Origin of the sequence: Veillonella seminalis (genome assembly GCF_003992065.1) — a bacterium.
In the GTDB taxonomy this organism is placed as follows: domain Bacteria; phylum Bacillota; class Negativicutes; order Veillonellales; family Veillonellaceae; genus Veillonella_A; species Veillonella_A seminalis.
Window position 1 is genome coordinate 15,938 of sequence record NZ_RQUZ01000002.1, and the last position, 25,943, is coordinate 41,880.

Sequence of the window (25,943 nt, forward strand, 5' to 3'; positions counted from 1 at the left end):
AATATATAATAAGAAACGAATATATAATATCAAACAAATAATATAAGTATGTAGGTTTTTATAGCTTAGTCTCTAAAAGAACTGATTACTTTCAAAAAAGACAGACCGAAGCGCTGCAATTTGGCTTCACCGATGCCTTTAATTTTATATAAATCCGCTAATGTTTGCGGTCTCATGGACGCCATATCAATAAGTACCGTGTCCGGAAAAATCAAATACGGCGGCACTTTCATTTGCTCACTGAGTTCTTTGCGATGTTGACGCAAAGCCTCAAACAAATTAGGTTTATTGGAAGCCCTTCGCTTCATTCCGGCAGTGGCGCCATTGTGTCCAAAACGTTGTTTATTACTGCTCTGACGCGGACCATCGGGGCGAACTTTAACAAGTTCACGTCGTACTTCCGTCACTTTGGCTCTGCCGTCCAACACCGCTTCACCGGCCGGCGTAATGCTTAAAATCGGATATTTACCGGTAGCACAGTCCAAATAGCCGAGCGAAGTAAATTGACGAATGAGGCCTTTTATTTCTCGGTCATCCATATCCTCCAAACGACCGAATACAGGCAGCCGATCATAACCGTAACGGACAATGCGGTCCGTACGATTCCCTGCCACAATATCCGTAATCATAGCCGTCCCGTATCGTTCTTCCGTATCGATGACAGCCTTAAAAATCGCTTTTGCTTCCTCCGTTAAATCACGGAGCGAACCTTTATGTTGACAGGAGCCGCAATTATCGCAGCATGTCCAAGTCACGGTTTCACCGAAGTAGTTGAGCATATATTTTCGCAAACAATCAGACGTAAAACAGTAGTTAATCATCTGCTGCAATTTACTCATTTCAATACGGCGACGCTCCGGTTCATGTACCGATTCATTGATTAAATATTTGTGGATCATCACATCACGACCGCTATAGAGGAGCACACATTTTGACGGGGCCCCGTCACGGCCCGCACGCCCCGCCTCTTGGTAGTAGCTTTCCATATTGCGCGGCATCTGATAATGCAATACATAACGCACATTACTTTTATCAATCCCCATGCCGAAAGCACTGGTGGCCACCATGACGCGCACTTTATCGTAAGCATAGCGTTCCTGCTGAATCTTTCGTATATCGTCACTCAAACCGGCGTGATAATAACCGACTTCAACACCTCGTTTGGCCAATTCCCCATATACCATTTCCACGTCTTTGCGGGTAGCACAGTAAATAATGCCGTTTTCAGCATCACGGTCGGCTACAAACTGTAACACATAAGTCAATTTATTCTGAGGCTGCACCACTTCAAAGGATAAATTAGGCCGGTCAAAACCCGTCACATGAACGGTGGCATTCGTAAGTCCCAGCAAGTGCTTCATATCGTTTTCCACTTCACGCGTGGCACTGGCGGTAAAAGCTCCGATAACCGGTCTTCGCGGTAACTCGGCAATGAACGGTGCTATGAGCTGATACGACGGTCTGAAGTCATGACCCCATTGTGAGACGCAGTGAGCTTCATCAATGATTACTTGATCGATAGGCAGTTCTTTAAGGAAATTACGGAACCATTCCGAACCGAGTCGTTCCGGCGCCAAATATAAGATTTTAACTCGTCCGGCCCGTAAAGCCCTCATTACATTGATTGACTCATCCTTATCTTGAGAACTGTTCAAATAAGCAGCCGGAATTTTCTGCATGCGCAGACCATCTACCTGATCCTGCATTAAGGATATTAACGGTGAAAACACGATGGTCAAACCGCGTTTTAAAATAGCCGGGATTTGAAAACAAATCGATTTGCCCGCACCGGTCGGCATAATGGCCAACACATCCTTATTGGCCAACAGAGATGCTACCGGTACTTCCTGGGCCGGTCGGAACGAAGTATAGCCAAAGAAATGGGCCAATGCCGTCTCCGCCGATTTATGAGCCATATCCGTTCACATCCTTTCCAATCCGAATTATCATATTATATTATTTTACCATTTTTTTGGCAAAAACACACCTCCCCCGGAGGTTTCGTATTTTGATAAAAATAGCTTCTTTTTTACTAAAAATACACACTTGTTAGTAAAAAAACATCCGCCCGAATTTCTCCAAATGTTCGCTTGCCCTTTTTCACCATTGTATGCCAAGTTTTTCAGGTAATATTTCTATAGAACTTTGATTATAGTGGTGTTTTTAATATAGTAGAAACTGTATTTTTATGCTAAAATAAAAGAATCTATTATTACGAAAGGGGGGTGCATCCAAGTATGCACAATCAATTCTCGATTATTCTCGCCTTTGCCATCTATCTGGGTTTGATGATGTACATCGGCATTTATTATTATCGAAAGTCACGTAATCTGAGTGATTATATTTTAGGAGGTCGTAAGCTCGGCCCGTGGATCACTTCCATGAGTGCGGAGGCTTCCGATATGAGCGGTTGGATGCTCATGGGCTTACCGGGTTTTGCCTACAGCACGGGGATTTCCGCTATCTGGATTGCCATCGGCCTCGCCGGCGGTACCGGGCTGAACTGGGCCTTTGTATCAAAGCGCTTACGCAACCATACGGAAGTGGCCAATAACAGTTTAACCATTCCGGACTATTTGAAAAATCGTTTCCGCGACACATCACGAATCTTACCGATTGTATCTGCTATTTTTATAATTATTTTCTTCTTAATATACACATCATCGGGATTTGTGGCCGGCGGTAAACTCTTTACCACTATTTTCGGACTTGATTATCATATATCCCTTCTCATTACAGCGGGCGTTGTTATTTTCTACACCTTCCTCGGTGGTTTCTTAGCCGTAAGTTGGACCGACTTTATTCAGGGCACCATGATGTTCTTTGCAATTTTGTTAATTCCTACCGCAGCCGCTTTTACTATGAACGGTCCGGTCAATACGGCTCATTTAATCGCCACGGAATTTCCGCAAGGACTTTCTATCTGGGGCCCCGAAGCCGACACCTATACCTTGGTTATCGGCATTATTTCTTCCGTAGCTTGGGGGCTCGGCTATTTCGGACAACCGCACATTTTGGTGCGGTTCATGGCTATCTCCGATGCCCGTGAACTAAAAAAGGCCACCAACATCGCCATGGTTTGGGTTGTTATTTCCCTCGTAGCCGCCGTTATGGTCGGGCTCGTAGGTAAAGTATTCCTCAGTACTCCGCTCACCGGTGCCGATGTGGAAAAAGTATTCCTCGTTATGAACGAAAAACTCTTCCCACCATTTATAGCCGGCCTTGTATGGTCCGCCGTATTGGCGGCCATCATGAGTACCGCTTCCGGTCAATTATTGGTAACTGCGTCTTCCGTTTCCCAAGATTTGTATAAAAACATCGTCGGTCATCGCACCAGCGATCAAGAATTGGTACTTATCAGCCGTATTACGGTTCTCGTTATTTCCGCCATTGCTTTATGGCTGGCCCTCGATCCGAACAGTTACATTTTAACCATGGTAGCCTATGCTTGGGCCGGTTTTGGTGCCGCTTTCGGCCCTGCCATTTTGCTCTCCCTCTTCTGGCGCCGTATGACCTTAAAAGGTTGTGTAGCCGGTATCGTTGTGGGCGGCTTGACAGTGCTTATTTGGAAACAATTCGGCTGGTTCGGTATTTACGAAATCGTACCGGGCTTCCTCTTCTCCCTCATCGCCATTTATGTGGTAAGTCTTTTAGATAATCCGCCTTCGAAAGAAATTACCGATGAGTTTGACGAAGCACAACGTATGCATATCTTATAAAAATAAATAAAATCTGTAGTCTTTATTAAACTATGGTACTCAATAACAGCAAAAAGCTGAGGCAAATGCCTCAGCTTTTTTATTTTATCTACGCTTTATCTATGCTAACAATGATTTTTAAATTTAACGGAATATCATGATATTTTCGCCGGTAGGAACAATAAACTGAATATCTTTGTAGATCGGTTCAACGAGCCATTGACCTTCTACATTCATAATCCCCCATTTACCGCCCACTTTTACGGCTGAAAATTCATCGGCAAAATTAGATACCGCCTGAATCTTAATATCCTTGGCTTCAAATACGACTTTACCGTCTTTATCGATAATTTTATACCCTGTAAAACCGTCGCCTAACAAGGAGTCACCGGTAACCCAGGCAAAGCCTTCGGAACCGTAAAAAGTATGCTTAGCTCCTCTAGATAAACTAAACATTTCCTTACGAGTCGGTTCCATTTTATAAACGTGCTTACCGTCAGCTGCCGTAGCCACAATATAGCTGTCGTTCATAAAATCGATACCGTCATAAATAAACGGCAATACATTCTTATTCGTCAAATAATTAAGGACACCGCGTTTTTCCGTATATTTATTCTTAAGCGCAATGTATGAATCGGAAAGATTAATGCCTTCAAACGTATAATCACCAAACGGAATAAGGAAATTCCCCTTTTTATCAACCACAGCCAACTGATTGTCGTTTTCGATAATGGTACCGAATGGCATCATAGGATACACATAATCAAGTTTACTGTCCACTACAGTGCGGCCGTCACGATCGATATAACCACGCTTTACTTTGTCCCTGGCCACTGCAACGCCACCAAAGCCGTAAAAACCATCGTCATAATCGCCCCAGCCCAAATAACCGCCGTGGCCATGACCAACGCCGATGCCGATACCAAGTCCGCTGTCACCGCCGCCAAAAATACCGCCAATGGCAAGACCACCGAAGCCTCCGAATAGATTAAAACCGGATGCTTGACGTTCTATTTGCGCTAAACCGTCATTATATGGTGATACATAATCGGCTGCCACCGTAAAGAGTTCACTGCCCGTACCGTCAATACCGACAATTTGGCCCTTTTCTGTTTTAACAAACGCCCGATCTTCGCTGAATGAAACCACCACATCTTTATACTTTGGTGCAATCACGATTTGATCATTTACATTTTTAAAGCCATATCGCTTGGTACTTTCATCCTTAAACGGGAAATATAAATCGGAGGCATAGCCTTGACGCTTAATCATAGGGGCATCTAATTTCACGCCTACACCCTTATCTTTATCTTTCGGATTACTGAATACCAATTCATGGCCGCGGTTCGCACTGTTCACCGTTTTATAAGCAGGTTGCACCACATACGCCCCTTTCGAGTCGAGCAGTCCATACCCTTCCTTGGTTTGCACAATGGCAAGGGCCCGGTTAACGGTTACATTGGCATCTTCCCCTTTTACGGCACTGTCTGCCCGTGCTACACCGTCATTTCTTAGAGTCGGCCAAAGCCCGCCGTCATTCACGTAGGTAACCTCATCACTGAGTACTACCGTGGCCGGCAAATAATTTACCGTATCGGTTATGGTCGCTTGACTCGAACCAAAACCTAAACAGAATGTACAAACGGCTGCTACGATCCATGTTTTTGTTCGCTTCGAAACTTTCATTAAACTACCTCCCAACAAACATCAACTACCCACTTCACTTGTTAGTTACTCATATTATATGACGTGCCATTCAAATTAGCAATATAAGCTATCACTCTTATAATACAGTCCCACCCCATTTCCGGCTGTCACTCATCATCGTAATTATAAGGCAAAAAAGGCCAGCCAAATAGAACTTTATATTCTATAAAGTCTATTGACATATATTAACACTTGATATAGTATGTACGTGTAAGCTTACAAATAAAATAGTCAGGTAACGGCGTCTAGTTTTCAGATGATTCTGAAACTAGGCGCTTTTTGTTTATGAAAGGAGTCTATTATGATAAGTAGTGATACAGGAAATACGGCATGGGTGCTCGTGTCGGCAACCCTAGTGTTCTTTATGATGCCGGGACTCGCCTTATTTTATGGAGGTATGGAGCGAAGTAAAAATGTACTTAATACAATTATGCAGAGCTTCTTTTTAATTGGTGTGATTTCCGTGGAGTTTATGCTTATAGGATACCCATTAATTTTTGGCAACGATGTTGACGGTATCATTGGCAATCTTAATAAAATAGGACTTACCGGTACTGAAAATAATGTTATGGAAAGCGCGAATATTCCGGAAATGGCATTTATTGCATTCCAATGTATGTTTGCTATTATTACGCCGGCTATTATGAGTGGTTCAATTACAGGGCGAATGCGTTTTGCACCGTTTGTCATATTTGCCGTTATTTGGTCCTTACTAATTTATAACACTATGGCCCATTGGGTATGGGGCGGTGGCTTCCTTGCAAAATTAGGGGCTCTCGACTTTGCCGGTGGTCTTGTTATTCATGTATTATCCGGTGTATCCGGTCTCGTACTTTGCTTATTATTAGGTCGGCGTCGCGGTTATGGGCACATGCCCATGCTACCTCATCATTTACCAATGACAGTCCTCGGCGGTGCCATATTATGGTTCGGTTGGTTCGGCTTTAATGCGGGCTCTGCTCTCGGAGCCGGTTCATTAGCAGCGAATGCCCTGTTAACAACTCAAATCTCGGCGGCTATAGGCATTGTCGATTGGGTATTGGCAGAACGGTATCATCGTGGGAAACCTACTGTATTGGGCACTGTATCCGGTGGTGTATCCGGCCTTGTTGCTATCACACCGGCAGCCGGTTTTGTAACCCCTGTAGCTGCTATTTTTGTTGGCTTAATTGGCGCTGTCTGTTGTTATGCGGCTGTAGCCATTTTGAAGAATAAACTTGGCTATGATGATTCCCTTGATGCTTTTGGTATTCATGGCATAGGAGATATACGGGGAGCTATTGCGACCGGTTCATTTGCTACGGTTACGGTGAATCCGGATGGTGCCAACGGTTTATTCTATGGTGGCAATTTATTGCTGCCTCAATTAATTTCTATCGCTGCAGCTGTTATTTTTTCTGTTATTGGCACGGTTGTCATTTTTAAAGTAATTAGTCTCTTTATGGATATGCGTGTCAGCATTGGCGCTGAATCTTTAGGAGTTGATATTAGTGAGCATGGTGAAGAAGCGTATAATCAATCTGAATTTAAGAGCAGTGGCCGTTTTATAACGTCTAATCACCATTCATTAGTATAGAAGGGTTTTAATGAAAACAGATTTTACAACCTATACATTAGTGTTGATTAAAATACAAAGGATGTGATAGCGTGAAACGGATGAAAAAAGTAGATATAATTGCTCGAGCAGAACAATTAGAAGATTTAAAAATAGCTTTAAATCGCATAGGTGTTCAAGGTATGACGGTCTCTCAAGTATTTGGATGCGGATAACAAAAAGGACATACAGAAGTATATCGTGGGAAAGAATATGCTGTAAATTTAGTACCTATGGTAAAAGTAGAAACAGTTGTATGTGATATACCGGTTGATCTTGTTATGAATACGGCTCGTGATACTTTGCAAACCGGTGAAGTCGGCGACGGTAAGATTTTTGTATATGATGTGGAAGATTCTATGCGGATTCGAACCGGTACACGCGGAACAAAAGCTGTAACTGATGATGAAGTATAGTATATGGAGAAAATGGGCTGTAACAAAATCCCCCTAAAACCAAGAATGCGGCTTGAGGACACTTAGGTATCTTCAAGCCGCATTCTTGTTATATTGGTATAAGAAAAAAGGCCCCGAAGGGCCTTTTTTTATAATATAGGTCGAGACTGATTACCTGTTAAGGTAATTTTACACTCTACATTGTAGTTGTAACAGTCTCAATACCTATATGCTGTTTTGAATTATTGTACTTCGTCAAAACCTTTCTGAAGACGTACATAGCTCTTACGACGTTCGATAGCGTCACGTTCAGTTTTAGCGAACAATTCTTCAGCCATTTCAGGAGCAGCTTTCTTCAAGGATGCATAACGAACTTCGTTCATTAAGAAATCGTGGAAGCTTTCAGTTGGTTCTTTGGAATCCAAGCTGAATGGGTTTTTACCTGCTTCTTTAAGAGCTGGGTTGTAACGATAGAGATCCCAGTAACCTGCTGCAACTGCACGGCGCTGTTCTTCCTGAGCGTTACCCATACCGCCTTTAATACCATGGTTGATACATGGAGCGTAAGCAATGATCAAGGATGGACCTGGATATGCTTCAGCTTCGGTAATAGCTTTCATCAACTGGTTCTTATCAGCACCCATGGATACTTGAGCTACATATACATAGCCATAAGACATAGCCATCATGCCAAGGTCTTTCTTCTTAGTACGTTTACCGCTGGCAGCGAACTGAGCTACAGCTGCTGTATGAGTGGATTTAGAAGACTGACCGCCGGTGTTGGAGTAAACTTCGGTATCGAATACGAATACGTTGATATCTTCGCCGGATGCCAATACATGGTCAAGACCACCGAAACCGATATCATATGCCCAACCGTCACCACCGAAGATCCATTGGGAACGTTTTACTAAGTATTGTTTCTTAGCTAACATTTCTTTAACTTCAGGAGTCTGTTCAGCAGCTTCCAATTCTTTAACTAAAGCGGCAACGCGTTCACGGGAACCTTCGCCCTGGTCTTTAGCAGCTACCCAGTTTTCAATAGCTTCTTTCAAGCTTGGAGCTGCATTTTCAGCAACAACCTGAGCTGTTTCAGCCAACTGAGCGCGAACTTTGTTAGCACCAACTAACATACCATAGCCGTATTCAGCGTTGTCTTCGAACAAGGAGTTAGCCCATGCAGGACCGAAGCCTTCCTGGTTAGTAGTGTATGGAGATGCAGGCATGGAAGCACCCCAGATAGAGGAACAACCGGTTGCATTGGCAATAACCATACGGTCACCGAACAATTGAGTAATCAAACGAGCATATGGAGTTTCACCACAACCTGCGCAAGCGCCGGAGAACTCGAGAAGTGGAGTTTCGAACTGGCTGCCTTTAACAGTTTCTTTCTTCATTGGGTTAGTTTTCTTAGGTAATTTAACTGCATAATCCCAAGTTTCAGCAAATTCCATTTCGCCGTCGATAGGACGCATTTCAATAGCTTTGCCTTTAGGGGAAGGACAGATATTTACACAGTTGGAGCAACCTAAGCAGTCAAGTGGAGATACAGCAATACGGAATTGAAGATCTTTAGCACCTAAAGCAGGGATTGCTTCAAAGTTGTCGGGACCGGCAGCTACTTCTTCAGCTGTTGCCAATACAGGACGGATAGTTGCGTGCGGACATACGAACGCACATTGGTTACATTGGATACAGTTTTCTTTGATCCAGTGTGGAACAAAGAGAGCAGCACCACGTTTTTCATAAGCAGCAGTACCTGCAGGTAAAGTACCGTCTTCGAAACCGGTGAAAGTACTTACAGGTAAATCATAACCTGCTTGAGCATTTACAGGGTTAGCAATGTTTTCTACATAGCTTGGGCAAGACTGGCAACCAGGTTTAACTTCTTTAGCACCGTTGTCAACAGCGTCTTTCCAAGATGCAGGAACGTCGATTTTAACAAGAGCGCCAACGCCTTTGTCGATTGCGGCATTGTTCATGTCAACAACGTTCTGACCTTTTTTACCGTAAGTTTTTTCTACGGAGTCTTTAAGGTATTCAATTGCTTTATCTACAGGGATGATGTTTGTCAATTTGAAGAATGCAGCCTGACAAATCATGTTGATACGGCCGCCTAAGCCGATTTCACGAGCAATTTCAGCAGCATTGATGATGTAGAAGTTTAATTCTTTTTCAGCAATGGTACGGCGAAGTTTTGCAGGTAATTTTTCTTCTAATTCTTCAGGAGTCCAAGTACAGTTCAAGAGGAATGTACCGCCTTTTTTGATACCGCGAAGAAGGTCATATTCATGAACATAGGACTGACGATGACAAGCGATGAATTCAGGTTCTGTTACGAGGTAAGGTTTGTTGATTGGAGTCTTACCGAAACGAAGGTGAGACATCGTTACGCCACCGGATTTTTTGGAGTCATAATCGAAGTATGCTTGAGCATACATATCAGTGTAGTCACCGATGATTTTGATAGCGGATTTGTTGGCACCTACAGTACCGTCAGAACCGAAGCCCCAGAATTTGCAACCGGTTAAACCTTCTGCAGTAATGGATACGCCTTCAGCACGTTTCAAGGACAAGTTGGTTACGTCATCTTCGATACCCAAAGTGAAGAAACGTTTAGGAGCATCAGCAAGCATGTTATCGAATACAGATACGATATCTGCAGGGATAACGTCTTTGGAGCTCAAACCATAACGACCGCCATATACTTTAGCATTGATATCGTTCTGTACTAAAGCAGCCTGTACGTCGAGGAATAAAGGTTCAGCCAAAGCACCAGGTTCTTTAGTGCGGTCTAATACAGCAATGCGTTCTACTGTCTTAGGCAAAGCAGCTACGAAACGATCGGTAGCGAATGGACGGAACAAGTGCACTGTTACCAAACCAACTTTGCGACCTTGTTTGTTCAAGTAGTCAACAGTTTCTTCTACTACCTGGCAGCTGGAACCCATAGCTACGATAACGTCGGTAGCATCAGGAGCACCGGTGTAGTTGAACAACTGATAGTTACGGCCGGTAATTTTGTTGATTTCAGCCATGTAATGTTCTACTACGTTTGGAACTTCAAGGTAGAATGGGTTGGAAGCTTCGCGATGCTGGAAGTAAATATCAGGGTTTTCAGCAGTACCGCGAGTTACAGGAGCATCAGGATTTAAAGCGCGTTTACGGAATTCTTCAACTGCTTCCATATCTACTAATGGTTTTAATTCGTCATAGTCAAGAACTTCAATTTTCTGAATTTCATGAGAAGTACGGAAACCATCGAAGAAGTTGATGAATGGTACGCGAGTTTTAATAGCTGTCAAGTGAGCTACAGGAGAAAGGTCCATAACTTCCTGTACGGATGCTTCGGAAAGCATTGCACAACCTGCGGCACGAGACGCCATAACGTCCTGGTGGTCACCAAAAATGGCCAATGCGTGTGCAGCAAGAGCACGAGCTGCTACATGGAATACGCCAGGTAATAATTCACCGGCTACTTTGTACAAGTTAGGGAGCATTAACAATAAACCTTGAGAGGAAGTGAATGTAGTTGTTAAAGCACCTGCTTGTAAGGAACCGTGTACAGCAGCGGCAGCACCGGCTTCAGATTGCATTTCTACAACCTGTACTGTATGGCCGAAAATGTTTTTACGACCTGTTGCAGCCCAGTCATCAACGTGTTCCGGCATTGGAGAAGACGGAGTGATTGGGTAAATCGCTGCTACTTCAGTAAAACCGTATGCAACGTGAGCCGCAGCCTGGTTGCCGTCCATAGTTTTCATTTTACGCATGTTAAAAAAGCCTCCTTAAGCATTAAGAATGAGTTTTACACTTGCTTACCCTTATTATCTCAGGAACAAATTCCCCCGCACCTAGCGCATATCTATGTCTATATTATCCTTATAAGCACGTGAAGACCCTATAGTATATTGAATACACTATAGGATTTTATACCGCATATAAATTTTTGACATACATATTGGCAAATCGCTTTCAAATCGCATTGCTTCTACATTGCAAGCAACAAAGGACGTTAAATTTAATGCATTCTTTGTTGTAATTTTCGTAAAAGCATTGCCTATCTTGCAAAAATGTAATAATATAATAGTTATTAAAACTCTTTTGCATTTGGAGGACTTATTTCATTCCTAAAATAACAAATCGATATAGCCTCATGCTTCAATTATACAATTATATAGTGTATATAGCAACTCAAACAGGCATATCCGGTTTGCTAATTATGAGATGTTGACTTGATATTTTTTCATAGGTTCTCAATATTGCGAATGCTTTTCAATAAGAACTTTTTTATCCCCTTTTGGTCCCTTTAAGACGAAAGGTATGACCGTAACGCATTCTTGAAAAGCAGTTTCGAGTTTTTCATATATTATTTAACTAGTCGAGGTGTATTATGGATTTTCATCATTTAAAGTACTTTGTAGAAGTAGCTGATCAAAAAAGTTTCAGTAAGGCAGCTCGCAATCTGCATATTTCCCAATCCGCCATCAGCCGTACTATTAAGGCCTTAGAAGACGAATTAGGCGTTGTTCTTTTCATGCGTAATGCCAAGTCCGTAGAATTAACTGACGGCGGTACTATTTTCTTAACCCATGCTAAACGCGTTGTTTTCATGTTTGAACATTTAAAGGTTGATTTTGAGAACGAATTCCGTTTAGAGCAAGGCTCTATCCTCATCGGTTTACCACCAATTACGGATGCACCGATCTTTGCACAGCTTTTAGGCGAATTCAAACGCGCCTATCCGCAGATTGAATTGGAATTATATGAACACGGCTCCAAGAAAATCGAACTCAGCGTCCAAGAAGGCCTCATCGACATCGGTATCATTTGTACAAAACCAAATCCTAAGGAATTTGAATCCTTCTACCTCACCAGCGATCCATTGTGCGTAATCTTACCGCGCGATAACCCGCTCGCTAAGGAAAAAGAAATTTCCCTTGATATGTTATCCGAAGAATCCTTCGTACTTCATAAAGACGACTTCAATCTTCATGATGAAGTTGTTAAATCTTGTAAACATGCCGGTTTCCAACCGCACATCGTATTCGAAACCAGCCAACGCGACCTCATGTTACAAACTGTAGGTGCTCATTTGGCCATTGCTTTATTGCCTAGCCGCCTCTGCCCTACCAAAGGTGAAAACACAAAAGTCGGCACCAGCGTAGTGGTACGTCCGTTGGTTCGTCCGGAAATTACTCACACCTTATATGTAATTTGGAAAAAAGGTCACTACTTGTCTCACGCTTCCCGCTTATGGCTTGACTTTGTAACGGCTAAATTACCGTTACCAAGCGGTTCTGTTGTGAGCGAAGGGAAATAAGCGCCATGAGTGAGGAACGACCTCGCCCCCAACGATTGAAAAATCTCAGTAATCATTTGCGCCGTTTGGTAAAAAGCACAACCTTTTGGCTTTGGCTTATCATTATTGCCATGGCCGGCTATATCGCCTATCAGCAGGCGCAAATCGATGAATTGGCCACACGGGTATACGGTCAATATAATATGAGTGATATGGACAGTTTCGACTATCGCATCACCAATCTGGAACATATCAGTAATGCTCACGCAGCTCGACTAAAAGAGGCAGAAAAAGATATTTGGACCTTGCGCAAAGAAATCAATAATCTCCAATGGCGCCTCATGCAGTTGGAGTGGATTCATCCGGAAATCACCGTACCGCAAGCTGCTCCCGAAAAACCGTCACTTAAAGATTTTAACAGCAATCCCCAAAATGTCCCTAACCCGTTACAACCGGGCGAAAGCATTTTTAATGACAAAACGCCTTAATCACTCACACCTCACTGATTAAGTGCCGATAATAAAACTAAAACGACGCCGCTCCCGAAGGAGCGGCGTCGTTTTTATATGCATTATATTATGTTTTTATTAATAATTCCTCACCGTAAACCGTCGGCTTAGATGTGGAATAAACCTAACATCGCGCCGCAAGCCAAGGAAATTAAGGACATTACGAAAAGACGTGGAGCACAGAATTTCAACATATCTTTAATTTCAATACCGGCCAAGCCGCAAGCTAAGAATGTAGTTGCCGCATGTGGAGTTACCAATACACCGTAGTTTTTGGAAATCAACATAGCCATAGCCATATCTTGAGGGTTTACACCGAATTTCTGACCTACGCTGATAGCCAATGGTACCAAGCCGAAGAAGTAGGAGTCAGTACCGAGTAACATACCGATAGGTACACCGAAGATACCGAATACAGTCTGCAAATGTGGTCCTAAGAAATCAGGTACAAGAGCGATCAACATGCTGGCCATATTGTCCATCATTTTAGTACCGCTCAATACACCGAGGAATACACCGGAAGCCAACAAAATCATAGGCATTGTCAAAGCTGTATCGGCATGCATTTTAATAGCTTTAGCCTGAGCTTTAGCGCCTGGGAAGTTAACGATTAAGGCAATAGCCAAACCGAACATGAAGGCACCGTACAAAGGAATCTTCGTGAAGCAGAGTAATAAAATAACAATTAATGTTAAAATACCGTTAAACCATAACAATTTAGGGCGTTTCATAGCTTCGATATCAGCAGTTGTTGCATTGCTGTCAGCCGGAACGATGGAAGAATCAAGCAAAGCAGCTTCGCCGGTAGGATTAAGACCTGCACCGCGGCGTTTTTCAACCATACCCATGTAAGTGGCAAATACCAACAAGATTACGAGACCAACGCCTTGCAATGGAATCAAGTCCTGCCACAAAGCATTAACATCAGCGTTCAATACAACGCCTGTACGAGCTACCGGACCACCCCATGGTACCAAGTTCATGATACTCATAGCAGCACCGATGATACAAACCAATACAACCGGACGGATGTGCAATTTCTTATAGATTGGCAACATAGCAGGGATTGTGATTAACAATGTGGAAGCCAAAGCGCCATCCAAGTGACCGATTACGGCAATCATAGCCGTAGCAATGGTTACCAACATAATGTTGTTACCGGCTTTTTTAGCCAAGTAGTTAACCATCGGATCGAATAAACCTACGTCACTCATTAAAGAGAAGTATACGATAGAGAAAATAAATAATACCGCTGTAGACCAGGTTTTAGAAACACCGGTTTGGATAAATTTAAAAATGTCCTCAGGACCGAAACCGGCAATAACTGCCGCAATAATCGGTACGATTACGAAAATCGGCACCGGATTTGTTTTAGATTGGATTAAGGCCCAAACGATGATAACAATCATCAATAAGCCAAGAAAACCTAAAAACATGAGAAAATCCTCCTTTACACATGTAACAAAATAAATGAGAAAATTATCATATTACAATATATAATGCTTTTGACAACTCGCTGCCGAGTGAGATTCCTCAATAGAACCTCACTCACAGGAGTTTTTTTATTAAAGTCGACTTCCTAATCACAGTCAGCATTACTGCCGATTGGAGCAGACATTAATGACATTAGTCTAAAGGTTTGCGAACTACGTCGATGATGGTACCGTCACGATATTCAACGATAGCTACTACATCTTCGTCTTTATCGCTTACGGTAATACCTTCAGGTTTACCTACCAAGTCAAATGCCAATTTCTGTAATTCTTCAATTGTGTAGATTGGCAAATTAGAATCTTTGAAGCGTTCGATAAGATCGGTACGACGAGGGTTAATAGCAATACCGCGTTCAGTTACGATAACGTCTACGGATTCACCCGGTGTAATTACTGTCTGTACGCTGTCGAGAATCATCGGTAAACGGCCGCGAACGAGCGGACAAGTAATAACTGTGCATTTAGCACCGGCTGCTGTATCACTGTGACCGCCGGAAGCCCCCATGAGGATACCGTTGGAATCAGTCATGCAGTTAACATTGAAGTTCGTATCGATTTCGGTAGCACCTAAGAATACTACGTCGAGGTAGTTCGTCATGTTGTCGGTCCAAGGATCGGCATACATGGAAGCACTGATTTCAATATGATTTGGGTTTCTATGTAAAGAAGCGGCCGCATCAGTATCGAATGTTTGGGTATCATAGATAGCGTTAATTAAACCGTCTTCCAACATACCTGCCAAAATACCGGTAGCACCACCGATACCGAAACCGGCTTTAACGCCCTGTTCCTTTAATTTCTGACCGATAAATTTAGCAACTGTCAATGGAGCTCCGCCGGCACCTAACTGGAAGGAGAAACCTTCTTTGATGATGCCTGCCTGATCCAAGAATTCAGCCGCCATTTCAGCGATTTTAATCTGTACCGGGTTTTTAGTGAAACCAACGGCACCGGAAGCAATACCTGCAGGATCGCCGATAGCTTCTACTTCAACGATGTAATCAACATCAGTTTGAGGTACGGAGTATGGATATACATAGTCAACCAAGTTATCGGTAATGGCTACGGTTTTATCAGCATAGTGGGAGTCAATCATGGCATAGCCGAGAGCACCGCAAGCGGATTTACCCTGCATGCCGGTGAAGTTACCGCGACGATCGCAAGTAGGTGCACCCATGAAAGCTACGTCGATGTGAAGTTCGCCGGATACGATGGCACGAGCACGACCACCGTGAGAACGAATCACTACCGGACGTTTTAATACGCCTGGGTTCTTCGTTAAGAATTTACCGAGTGCATCACGTAAACCGGATGTTTCGATAGCAGTTACCGTACCGTCTTTGATCATGTCAATCAAGAAATCATGGCAAGGACTCAAGGAGCTGGATGCAACTGTAATATCTTTAATACCTTTAGCTTGGATGCGTTCCATAACCATTTTCATAACATAGTCACCATTACGGAAATGATGGTGGAACGATACGGTCATACCGTCTTTCAAGCCGGTCTTTTCAATTGCTTCATCAATAGAAGCTAATACTTTATCGGCACCGCCTTGATTGTATTTGGCAACCGGACGACCGGCACGGTGCATTTTAGGCTCAACAGCGAACTCGCCTTGATACAGTTCACGACCTTCAAGAGCCGGAATATTCATTGGAATTTCGCGATTTGCTTTATTTAACATTGATTTCAGCTCCTTCATCTACTTCTACTTTAATCCCGGCAGCACGTGCTTTGTCCACGATACGTTGTGCACGTACTACGATAGGACCATCGATCATTTTACCGTCTACGGCGATTACGCCTTTATTATTTTTCAAAGCATCAGCATAGCTGTTCAATACTTTTACGGAATGAGCAATTTCTTTTTCATCCGGAGTAAATACTTTATGAGCTAATTTAATCTGGCTTGGGTGAATACAGGATTTACCGTCAAACCCGAGAGCTTTAATGTACTGTACTTCTTCAACAAAACCTTCAGGATCTTTAACATCGGAGAATACGGTATCAACGCAACGGATGCCGGCTTCACGAGCAGCCAATAAGATGGATTGACGAGCGAATGTCAATTCAACGGCCGGTTTGGATTTACCGGTACGAAGATCGGCACGATAATCTTCAGCGCCTAAAGCGATACCTACAACACGTGGTGCGTGGCAAATTTCACGAACATTATAAAGACCTTTAACGGATTCGATAGCTACGATAATATTGATCGTACCTTCTTCCCAACCGTTAGCTTTTTCTACTTCTTCAATCTTACGGGCTACGATTTCAACTTCGGAAACATCTTCCGTTTTAGGAATACGAATCAAGTTTGGCTTAGCCGGTACGATTACATCAAGGTCATCATAGCCGTAAGGCGTCTGAGTCGGATGGTTAATACGTACTACTGTTTCGGATCTGAAGGTCATGCTTTTTAACGCTTCAGCAGTCATCAAACGAGCCGTATCCTTTTCCGTTACAGGAATGGAGTCTTCAATATCAAACATCAAGCTGTCAGCACCATGGATGTCAGCGCTGTTAATCATTTTGGGGGTATTGCCCGGTACGAACATCATGCTACGGGAAATACGTGCTTTAGCTGCTTCACTTAAAGGCAAAGTTTTAACTTCTACCGGACGAGTTTCGTCATGAGCTGCAGCCGCTTTTGGTTCGGAACCGCGTTCTAAGGCACCGAGTACACGAGCTTTAATCGCATAATCCCAAGCAGCTTTATCGTCGGCAATAACTTTTACACCGTCATAACCGGCTTCTTTAACCGTTTTTACGATTAATTCCTCAATGTGTTTACCATACTGGCGTTGAACTTTAGAAGTTAATTCTACTTCAATACCGGCGGCAATCGGTTCAACTGTTACAAGACAATCTTGCTTTTCGTCAAAACCGGCAGTCGCTGCCTTTACTAATTTGTTCATAGCTTCGCATCCTTTCCTGACGATTCAAATTACTAAAAAATAAATTACGATAAAAGTTAAGGAAATACATCAACATTTAAATATCTGAAAAGCAATATAAGTTTAAATACTTTAGAATTGAATTTTAAACATTTTTTTATCTCTTACTTCTAAAAACATTATATCGACCTTCCTAGTTAAAAGATAATAAAAAGCAGTTATGTACTGCATAAATTTTTTATACACATTTTTTTATTCCACAAATGCTTTTTAGTAATATATTCTAAACATGCATAAAAAAAGAATCTTTTTGCATTTCTCAAAAAGATTCTTAAAAATTCTCACCGTATTTGCAATTTTCATATAAGAAAATATAAATTTTGACTTTACAAAAAGTAAAATCTTAGATTCGTTCAACTCAATTCAACAATTGTCTTTATATTGTTTTTAAAACTTTATCGTTACCGGTGAATTATCTTTATAATAGTCTTGTACATAATCTATAAAGGTTTTAACCGCAATAAGCTTATCACTCACTTCATTGAAGTATAAAAACGTACTACGCACCCACGGTTCACCGTTCTTCTGATAAATCGGCTCTACATAGATACCTTCATCCTTGCAAGAGCCAAGTCCCAAATACGGTAAAATAGACCAGCCGAGACCTTCACGCACGAAGTGACGGCATGTAACCATAGAGTCCATTTCCATAGCCGCTTCATGACTCTTCGGCAGATTTTCATTGCACCATGTGTCAAGAACGTTCGTAATGGAACCGTCCGAACGATATTGAATAAGTGGTAAGTCTGCCAACTCTTCAATGGTAACCGGATCCTTATAAACCAAACAATAAGGTTCTTCAAAAAGTTTAATACTATTACTTGCTTCTTTATAATTACCGCGTGCTATAGCTACCGCTACTTCGCCGCTATTAAACATCTTATTAACATGAGAACTGTGACCGGTTTTTACTTGAATATGGATATTCGGATACTGTTTCGTAAATTTCGCCAGCAAATGCGGCAGTTGATAGTCCGCAAAGTTAATCGACGAGCCGATTTTCAATGTTCCTTGAATCTCTCCGCTCATTTCGCCGAGAGCCTGTTTTAAACTTTCCATTTCCTGCAACATACGTCGGCAATAGGTATGGAATACTTCCCCCTGCGGTGTTAACGTAATGCCTTCACTGGTTCTTATAAGTAGCGGACTGCCCAAATCTTCTTCCAAATGGCGCAATCGATAACTGAGCGCCGGTTGGGATAAAAATAGCTTTTCAGCGGCCTTAGTAATATTGCCTTCTTCAACAACCGTTACAAAGGTTTGCCATTCTCGTTCATCCATTAAATCCCTCCTCAGTCTCTACGGAAAAATCGCAAAAAAGACAAGAAGATATTAATGAAATCCAAATACAACATTAACGCACCGATTAATTCAACACGTTCCAATATATCGTCATCTTCAAGCGCTACAGCGGTTAAAATACCTTTAATACGATTTACGTCTACAGCCGTAAAAATCGTAAAGATAATAACACCAAACGCCCCCAATACCAAATCAACAAATTCACTGTCGAAAAGGAAAATATTTAACAGACTAACAATAATAAGTGCAATAACAGCTCCCAATAAATAGGTGGTCCACGAAGTCAAATCACGTTTAACAACACCGCCGAGCACCGCAAAAGTACCAAAGAAAGCAAGTGTGCCCAAGAAAGCGTAGAAAAAGGCGGTTGTACCGTACACCATGCTCAAAGCAGCCAGCGTAAGCCCATTCAAGATTGAATAAATAAAGAACATGCCCTTCAATGCCGACAAACTTGCTCGCAACTGGCGAGCACTGAATAAAAAGACAACCCCTAATTCCAGAAGCAATAAAATATTGTAACTGGATTCAGCCAATTCCAACCAATCATCATTAATGATTGTTGCCATCAGGGTAATAAAAGTTGTTAAAATCCCCCAGCCCATCCAGAGCATAGAATTGCGCAGTTTATGTGCTACAATTTGAGAAATCACCGATTGTTCGGAATTTACGGGCATTGAATAATTCATAATTACCTCCTTACTCAAACACTGTCGGGCACCCGGAATCTGCCTCGCCAATATGAAATTTTGGTTGCGGCACAATACGTACCGCAACCAAAATATTCGTAAAACTGTATCTAATGTATATGAGCCGTATAATTAACGTGCGTTGGCAATACCTTCAAATACCTTGCCGCGCGAACCGTCAACCGTTACTACTTCACCATTACTGATTACATTTTCCGCATTGGTTACACCCAAGATTACCGGAATGCCGAAGTTAATACCGGCAATAGCTGCTGCCGAAGTATAGCCGTCTTCAGCTGCAATAATTGCACCGGCTCGTTTAGCAAACGGCATTAAGTCCGGTTCTAAAGTACGAACGACCAAAATATCACCGTCGCGGAAGTTTTGCTGAGCCATAGCTCCGTCATAAGCAATGCAAACACGACCGGTAGCTGCCCCTTTACCGACACCGTCACCGCTCAATACAGCTTTGCCGACTACATGTACACGAATCATATTGGTAGTACCGGCCTTACCGGATGGTACACCGGCCGTAATAACAACCAAGTCGCCCGATTCGATACGATTTTCGGCTAATGAAGATGTGATGGCACTGTATACCATTTCATCGGAATTTTCATGGCCGGCACCGAGTACTGCTTCAACGCCCCAATATAATTGTACGCGTCGAACGGTCGCTTCATGCGGTGTAACCGCCAAAATTTTGGCACGCGGACGATTACGGGAAATACTCATAGCCGTTTTACCCGTTTCCGTACAGGTTATGATAGCAGCCGCATCCAGGTTCTTAGCCACCGTTACGGTAGCCACACTGATAGCATCGGTGGTTTGAACCGTATCCACAACAAACGGATGATCAATATTGCAATACAAAGTAGAATGTTCCGTCACTTCGGCAATACGAGCCATTGTTTGTACGGCTTCCACCGGATATTTACCGCCGGCGGTTTCACCGGACAGCATAACCGCATCCGTGCCATCTAAGATGGCATTGGCCACGTCACTGGCTTCAGCACGAGTCGGGCGCGGATTATTCGTCATAGATTCCAACATTTGAGTGGCGGTAATAACAGGTTTGCTGGCTTTATTACATTTGGTGATCATCATTTTTTGAAGAACCGGTACTTCCTCAGCCGGAATTTCAACGCCCAAATCACCGCGGGCTACCATGAGACCGTCGGACATTCGTAAAATATCGTCTAAATTGTTGATGCCTTCTTCATTTTCGATTTTAGAGATAATTTTAATATCTTTGCCTTCATCTTCCAAAATTCGACGAATGTCCACTACGTCGGTACCGCGTTGCATAAAGGAAGCGGCCACATAGTCCACATCCATCTGACAACCAAAGCGTAAATCGGCCATATCGCTTTCCGAAACCGGTGGCAAGCTGAGCGGAATACCCGGTACGGCCACACGTTTACGGTCACTCATAGGTCCGTTATTTTTAATGGTTGTATAAATTTCCGTACCTTCGATTTTTTCTACCTGCAAGGTAACTAAACCGTCGGATAATAAAATTTCACAGCCTACTTTAACGTCATCTACCAAGCCTTTATGATTAACCGAGCAAATGGTGGCATCGCCTTCAATATCACGCATAGTCAATGTGAACGGCTTACCTGCTTCAAGCATAACTTTGCCTTCTTTAAAATGACCCAAACGAATTTCAGGTCCTTTAGTATCAAGCATAAGCGCTACAGGAATACCTGTTTTCTTCGAGGCCGCTCGCACAGCTTCCATACGTTTCCTATGTTCTTCATAGGAACCGTGTGAAAAATTAAAACGTGCTACATTCATCCCCGCCTGCAGCATTTGTTCCAATACGCCGGGCGCATCAGTGCTCGGTCCGATAGTACAAACAATTTTTGTCTTTTTCATAGTAAATACCTCACTCATAATGGATTGGAATAAAGCCTATGTTTTCCCTTCATAGTACTCATTATACACTAATAAACTAAAGTATTTCTACACTATCGGGCCCTAAAATTTCTTCCACGGCCCGGCATATTTCACTCCCTGGGGCAAAGTAATATTCCTTAGCTACATCTATGCGTTTTCGCTGACGATGCAAATAAAAAGTGACAGGTATCGTCCCACTTGCATTGAGCAATATTTTTTTCAATGCATTGCTGGCTTCGGCCGTATCAAAACCGGGCCGAATATGCAAAATAACCCGCTTGGCCGTATCATAATTAATTTTTAGCGGTTTAATCGTATCCGCGATAATCTGGACTCCCTTTTCATCGGCATCAATACGCCCCGAAATACGCACGGCCATATCGACAGCCAGCATAGATTGATATTGCTGAAATTTCTGTGGGAACACAACGACGGAGACCGCCCCAGAGTAATCTTCCAGTCGCAAAACAGACATAACATCATTGCGACGGGTAATTCGGTCGGTCTTTTCTACAATAAGACCGCCTACGGTGACTTCCTGCTTATCATACTGTTCCGGATTTTCGTTAAGTTTTCCCATTTCAAACAAGCCTTTTAATTCCGCTTCATACGCATTAAGCGGATGTCCGGAAATATAAAAACCGGAATATTCTTTTTCATCGCGTAATTTTTCATCCATGGAAAGGTCTTCAAGTTCCGGCACCTCAATGGTTTCCGCCACGGACGGTTCATCGCCGAAGAGGCTCATGGTGCCCCGAGCCTCTTCTTTTTGAAGCCGCTGTCCCAACCCTTGAGCCCCTTCATACATAGCTAAGAGCTGATTGCGATTTTCTTTAAAACTATCCATAGCGCCGCAACGAATTAAGCTTTCCAACAAACGCTTATTCACTACACGCGAATCAACGCGTTTACAAAAATCAAAAATAGAACTGTATAAACCGTTACGCCGGCGTTCCAAGAGCAGCTGTTCCACCGCATTATCGCCTACACTCTTGACACCGCCTAGGCCGAAACGAATGGCACCGTTCTGTACGGCAAAGGCCTGTTCCCCGTAATTTATATCCGGACCCAGTACTTCAACGCCGTGTTTTTTACAATCATTAATATAGTAAGTCAGCTTATCCACGTTTGTCATAAAACTGGTCATGGTCGCCGCCATAAATTCAGGAAAATAGTGAGCCTTCAAATACGCCGTCTGATAGGCAATATAGGCATACGCCGCACTGTGCGATTTATTAAAGCCATAGCCTGCAAAGTATACGAGCAAATCGAATACTTCATTGGCGACGGCTTCCGGAATATTATTTTGAACCGAGCCGACAATGAAGGATTCCCGTTGTGCTTTAAGCACGGATTCCTTTTTCTTACCCATAGCACGGCGCATAAGGTCGGCTTGCCCCAGTGAGAAGCCGCCCATAGCGGACGCAATCTGCATAACCTGTTCCTGATAGAGAATAACACCGAAAGTGTCTTTTAAAATCGGTTCCAACAGCGGATGAAGATAGGTAATTTCCATTTCCCCGTGACGACGTTTAATGAAGTCTTCCACCATGCCGCTCCCCAAAGGTCCCGGACGATATAAAGCAACAAGTGGGATGAGGTCTTCAAAATGCTCGGGGCGAAGATCCATTACGAGTTTAGTAATCCCTTCCGATTCAAGTTGGAATACACCCGGTGTATCCCCTCTGGTCAATAAATCACAGGCCGCCTTATCATCGAGCGGAATGTTATCAAGATCCAAATCGATACCGCGGTTGGCTTTGATGAGTTTTAGGGCATCATCCATAACGGTTAAGGTACGGAGCCCTAAGAAGTCCATTTTCAAAAGGCCCAATTCTTCAATATTATCTTTATCATATTGCGTAACAAAGCCACTGTCGTTGGCATTTTGAATCGGCACATGATCTTCCAACGGTGCCGCCGAAATTACGACCCCCGCCGCATGAGTGGACGCATTACGTACAATACCTTCCAACTTACGACCGTAATCGAAGAGTTCACGCACCTTCGGGTCATTTTCATAGAGTTGTTTTAAATCTTTACCTTTTAACGCTTTGTCCAGCGTAATACCCAATTCATTGGGAATCATCTTAGCCAAACGGTTAACTTCGGGGAGCGGATGATCGAGTACACGCCCTACATCACGAATAACGGCACGAGCCGCCTCCGTACCGAAAGTGATAATCTGAGCCACACGGGCCTGCCCGTATTTCGCCGTAACATATTCAATCGCCTTGCCACGTTTTTCGTAGCAAAAGTCGATATCAATATCAGGCATGCTGACACGTTCCGGATTCAAGAAACGTTCAAAGAGCAAATTATATTTCAGCGGATCAAGGCCGGTAATGCCGAGTAAGTAAGCTACTACAGAACCAGCCGCACTGCCACGGCCCGGGCCTACCAAAATATCATGCTCACGAGCATAACGGACATAGTCCCACACGATAAGGAAGTAGTCGTCAAAACCCATCTGGGCAATAACCGACAACTCATAGTCAAGGCGCTCTTTGAGTTCCGGCGTCATCGTCCCGTAAAGGCGCGGTACCTCCCGTTCGCACAGATGGCGTAAATAGGTCGTTGCCGTTTCGCCATCCGGCACATCAAAATGAGGCAAATGATGTTCATCAAAATTGAACTCTACATTACAGCGCTCCGCAATGGCTAAGGTATTTTCCATAGCACCTGGAATATGTCCGAAAAGTTCCGCCATTTCATCGCCGCTTTTCATATAAAATTCGTCATTTGGGAATTTTAAGCGATCCGTATCGGCCACTTTGGCCCCGGTAGCGATGCACACTTTAATATCCTGAGCATCCGCATCTTCTTTAAGAACATAATGAAAATCATTGGAGCATACCAGTCCCACACCGTATTCCTTCGCGAGTTTTATAAGACCTTCCTGGGCTCTTACTTCCGCCGGCAAACCGTGATTTTGGATTTCCAAAAAGAAATTATCCTTCCCGTAAATATCCAAATATGTCTCTACAGCCCGTTTAGCGCCGTCCGGATTATCCTGCAACAAACATTGCGGCACTTCCCCTTGAATACAAGCGCTAAGGGCTATAATACCTTTACTGTGTTCCTTTAGTAATTCATGATCCACGCGCGGTTTGCGATAAAAACCTTCCGTAAAGCCGCGTGATACGATTTTAGTCAGGTTTTGATACCCTTCCATGGTTTCTGCCAACAAAATAAGATGCTTTAAACGTTCCTGCTTATTGCTGTCTTTATCAAAACGACTGCCCGTCGTCACATATACTTCACAGCCGATAATAGGTTTTATACCCACATTTTTAGCTTCTTTATAAAAATAGATGGCCCCACACATATTACCATGGTCCGTAATTGCCAAAGCGGGCATATTGAGTTCTTTGGCACGGGCTACCATTTGCGGCAGGCGGCTGATACCATCCTGCAAACTGTACTCAGTGTGGCTATGCAAATGAACAAATGGTTTCATGGTTCCCTCCTCAATCAAGAATTATATAAAAAGGACCGACCCCGAGGTCAGTCCTTTTACTGTATCTGTACCTTATTTAATTATAGCATAAGTTGGAAATTTTCTGTTCAATTCATCGCACATTGATACGAATATTCGTTAACGACCTCTGAAGTAATAAGTCAGTTCACGTCGCACCGTCTGCCATTGTGGCATAAATTCAGCCACCACTTGCCAAAATCGTGACGAGTGATTAGGTTGAATAAAATGGGCAAACTCATGAATCATTACATATTCCAGAAATAAATGGGGCCCGATTAATAATTTTTGATTAATCATAATTCGTTCTGTTCTTAGCGAACAGGACCCCCAACGTGTTTTCACTTCACGAATTCGAAGTTTCGGATACGGTACATCATAACCGGCTTCAATATAGCGATGATAAATACGATCACGCATACTCTTTACGACATCCTCGACCAAACCCTCCCAGAACTTCTCCAGTAAGGCTGCCCGTTCAGCTACCGTACTATGCGGTTTAACAAACATGTAAAGGACGGCCGGCTCCGATTCGCTCCACGAAACATACGGTGCATGATTCGCCTCTATCTCGGCCACTTCCAAGCGAGCCTCATATCCCAATATAGGAAAAAGCTCACCCGTCTCATAGCGATAAGATACAACTTTCGCCTGATTGGCCCGATGGTCCTTAAAGCGTTGCCGTGCTTTGTCAATAAAGCTTTCATGCTCCGACACGAATTGGGTAACGGATTGAGCGGGCATACGCCACGGTGCCGAAACCTTGACCGTACCGTCCGGCATGACGCGAAGGTTCATGTTTTTAACGGCCTTCCACGTCACCGTATACGGTATAAGCTCACCGGCTATTCGTAATTCATATGTCTTAGACTGTGTTTTACGCGACGACCGTCGCTGCCACCAACTCATAATAA

The 25,943-nt window shown here is 43.2% G+C and carries 15 protein-coding genes and 1 pseudogene; 5 read left to right on the top strand and 11 right to left on the bottom strand.

Translation table 11 applies throughout. The features are described 5' to 3' along the window. Positions 1-65: 65 nt before the first annotated feature. The gene (gene recQ, locus EO126_RS01545; protein ID WP_127007147.1) at positions 66-1,916 is read right to left on the bottom strand and encodes a DNA helicase RecQ; all 1,851 of its coding nucleotides are present in this window, start codon (positions 1,914-1,916) and stop codon (positions 66-68) included. 321 nt (positions 1,917-2,237) lie between these two features. Between recQ and putP the strand changes: the two genes are divergently transcribed. Further along, complete coding sequence (gene putP / locus EO126_RS01550) at positions 2,238-3,719, top strand: sodium/proline symporter PutP (RefSeq protein ID WP_127007149.1); 1,482 nt, start codon at positions 2,238-2,240, stop codon at positions 3,717-3,719. A gap of 123 nt (positions 3,720-3,842) precedes the next feature. On the opposite strand, the gene EO126_RS01555 is transcribed toward putP, so the two are convergent. Next, positions 3,843-5,384 (bottom strand): WG repeat-containing protein, encoded by a 1,542-nt coding sequence (locus EO126_RS01555; RefSeq protein WP_127007151.1) that lies wholly within the window; start codon positions 5,382-5,384, stop codon positions 3,843-3,845. Positions 5,385-5,706: 322 nt separating this feature from the next. On the opposite strand from EO126_RS01555, the gene EO126_RS01560 reads away from it, so the two are divergent. Both EO126_RS01560 and EO126_RS01565 read left to right on the top strand, forming a co-directional pair. Further along, positions 5,707-6,981 carry an ammonium transporter gene (locus EO126_RS01560; RefSeq protein WP_006555805.1) on the top strand — a complete coding sequence of 425 codons (1,275 nt, stop codon included), beginning with the start codon at positions 5,707-5,709 and terminating at the stop codon, positions 6,979-6,981. A gap of 80 nt (positions 6,982-7,061) precedes the next feature. Next, positions 7,062-7,415 (top strand): annotated as a pseudogene (locus EO126_RS01565) (P-II family nitrogen regulator). A gap of 221 nt (positions 7,416-7,636) precedes the next feature. On the opposite strand, the gene nifJ reads toward EO126_RS01565, so the two are convergent. Next, complete coding sequence (gene nifJ / locus EO126_RS01570) at positions 7,637-11,167, bottom strand: pyruvate:ferredoxin (flavodoxin) oxidoreductase (protein ID WP_006555803.1); 3,531 nt, start codon at positions 11,165-11,167, stop codon at positions 7,637-7,639. Between the two features lie 620 nt (positions 11,168-11,787). On the opposite strand from nifJ, the gene EO126_RS01575 reads away from it, so the two are divergent. Together EO126_RS01575 and EO126_RS01580 are read left to right on the top strand one after the other, a co-directional pair. Then, positions 11,788-12,717, top strand: a complete 930-nt coding sequence (locus tag EO126_RS01575) for a LysR family transcriptional regulator (RefSeq protein WP_006555802.1) — start codon at positions 11,788-11,790, stop codon at positions 12,715-12,717. A gap of 5 nt (positions 12,718-12,722) precedes the next feature. Continuing rightward, positions 12,723-13,184 carry a hypothetical protein gene (locus EO126_RS01580; protein WP_006555801.1) on the top strand — a complete coding sequence of 154 codons (462 nt, stop codon included), beginning with the start codon at positions 12,723-12,725 and terminating at the stop codon, positions 13,182-13,184. A 128-nt stretch (positions 13,185-13,312) separates the two neighbouring features. Here the strand turns inward: EO126_RS01580 and EO126_RS01585 are convergent, their stop codons facing one another. From EO126_RS01585 to EO126_RS01620, 8 genes are all read right to left on the bottom strand, one after another. Continuing rightward, the gene (locus tag EO126_RS01585; RefSeq protein WP_006555800.1) at positions 13,313-14,641 is read right to left on the bottom strand and encodes a CitMHS family transporter; all 1,329 of its coding nucleotides are present in this window, start codon (positions 14,639-14,641) and stop codon (positions 13,313-13,315) included. Between the two features lie 190 nt (positions 14,642-14,831). Then, positions 14,832-16,385, bottom strand: a complete 1,554-nt coding sequence (gene citF / locus EO126_RS01590) for a citrate lyase subunit alpha (RefSeq protein ID WP_006555799.1) — start codon at positions 16,383-16,385, stop codon at positions 14,832-14,834. Next, on the bottom strand, positions 16,375-17,619 hold the full coding sequence (citD, locus tag EO126_RS01595; protein ID WP_127007153.1) for a citrate lyase acyl carrier protein: 1,245 nt from the start codon (positions 17,617-17,619) through the stop codon (positions 16,375-16,377). The genes citF and citD overlap by 11 nt, the downstream gene beginning before the upstream one ends. A 426-nt stretch (positions 17,620-18,045) precedes the next feature. Next, on the bottom strand, positions 18,046-18,939 hold the full coding sequence (locus EO126_RS01600; protein WP_127007155.1) for a LysR family transcriptional regulator: 894 nt from the start codon (positions 18,937-18,939) through the stop codon (positions 18,046-18,048). An 11-nt stretch (positions 18,940-18,950) separates the two neighbouring features. Further along, the gene (locus tag EO126_RS01605) at positions 18,951-19,649 is read right to left on the bottom strand and encodes a Bax inhibitor-1/YccA family protein (RefSeq protein WP_127007157.1); all 699 of its coding nucleotides are present in this window, start codon (positions 19,647-19,649) and stop codon (positions 18,951-18,953) included. A gap of 132 nt (positions 19,650-19,781) precedes the next feature. Continuing rightward, complete coding sequence (gene pyk, locus EO126_RS01610; RefSeq protein ID WP_127007159.1) at positions 19,782-21,530, bottom strand: pyruvate kinase; 1,749 nt, start codon at positions 21,528-21,530, stop codon at positions 19,782-19,784. Positions 21,531-21,606: 76 nt separating this feature from the next. After that, positions 21,607-25,011 (bottom strand): DNA polymerase III subunit alpha, encoded by a 3,405-nt coding sequence (locus tag EO126_RS01615; RefSeq protein WP_127007161.1) that lies wholly within the window; start codon positions 25,009-25,011, stop codon positions 21,607-21,609. A gap of 138 nt (positions 25,012-25,149) precedes the next feature. Then, entirely contained in the window at positions 25,150-25,938 is a 789-nt protein-coding gene (locus EO126_RS01620) for a M48 family metallopeptidase (RefSeq protein WP_127007162.1), read from the bottom strand. Between the last annotated feature and the right edge of the window lie 5 nt (positions 25,939-25,943).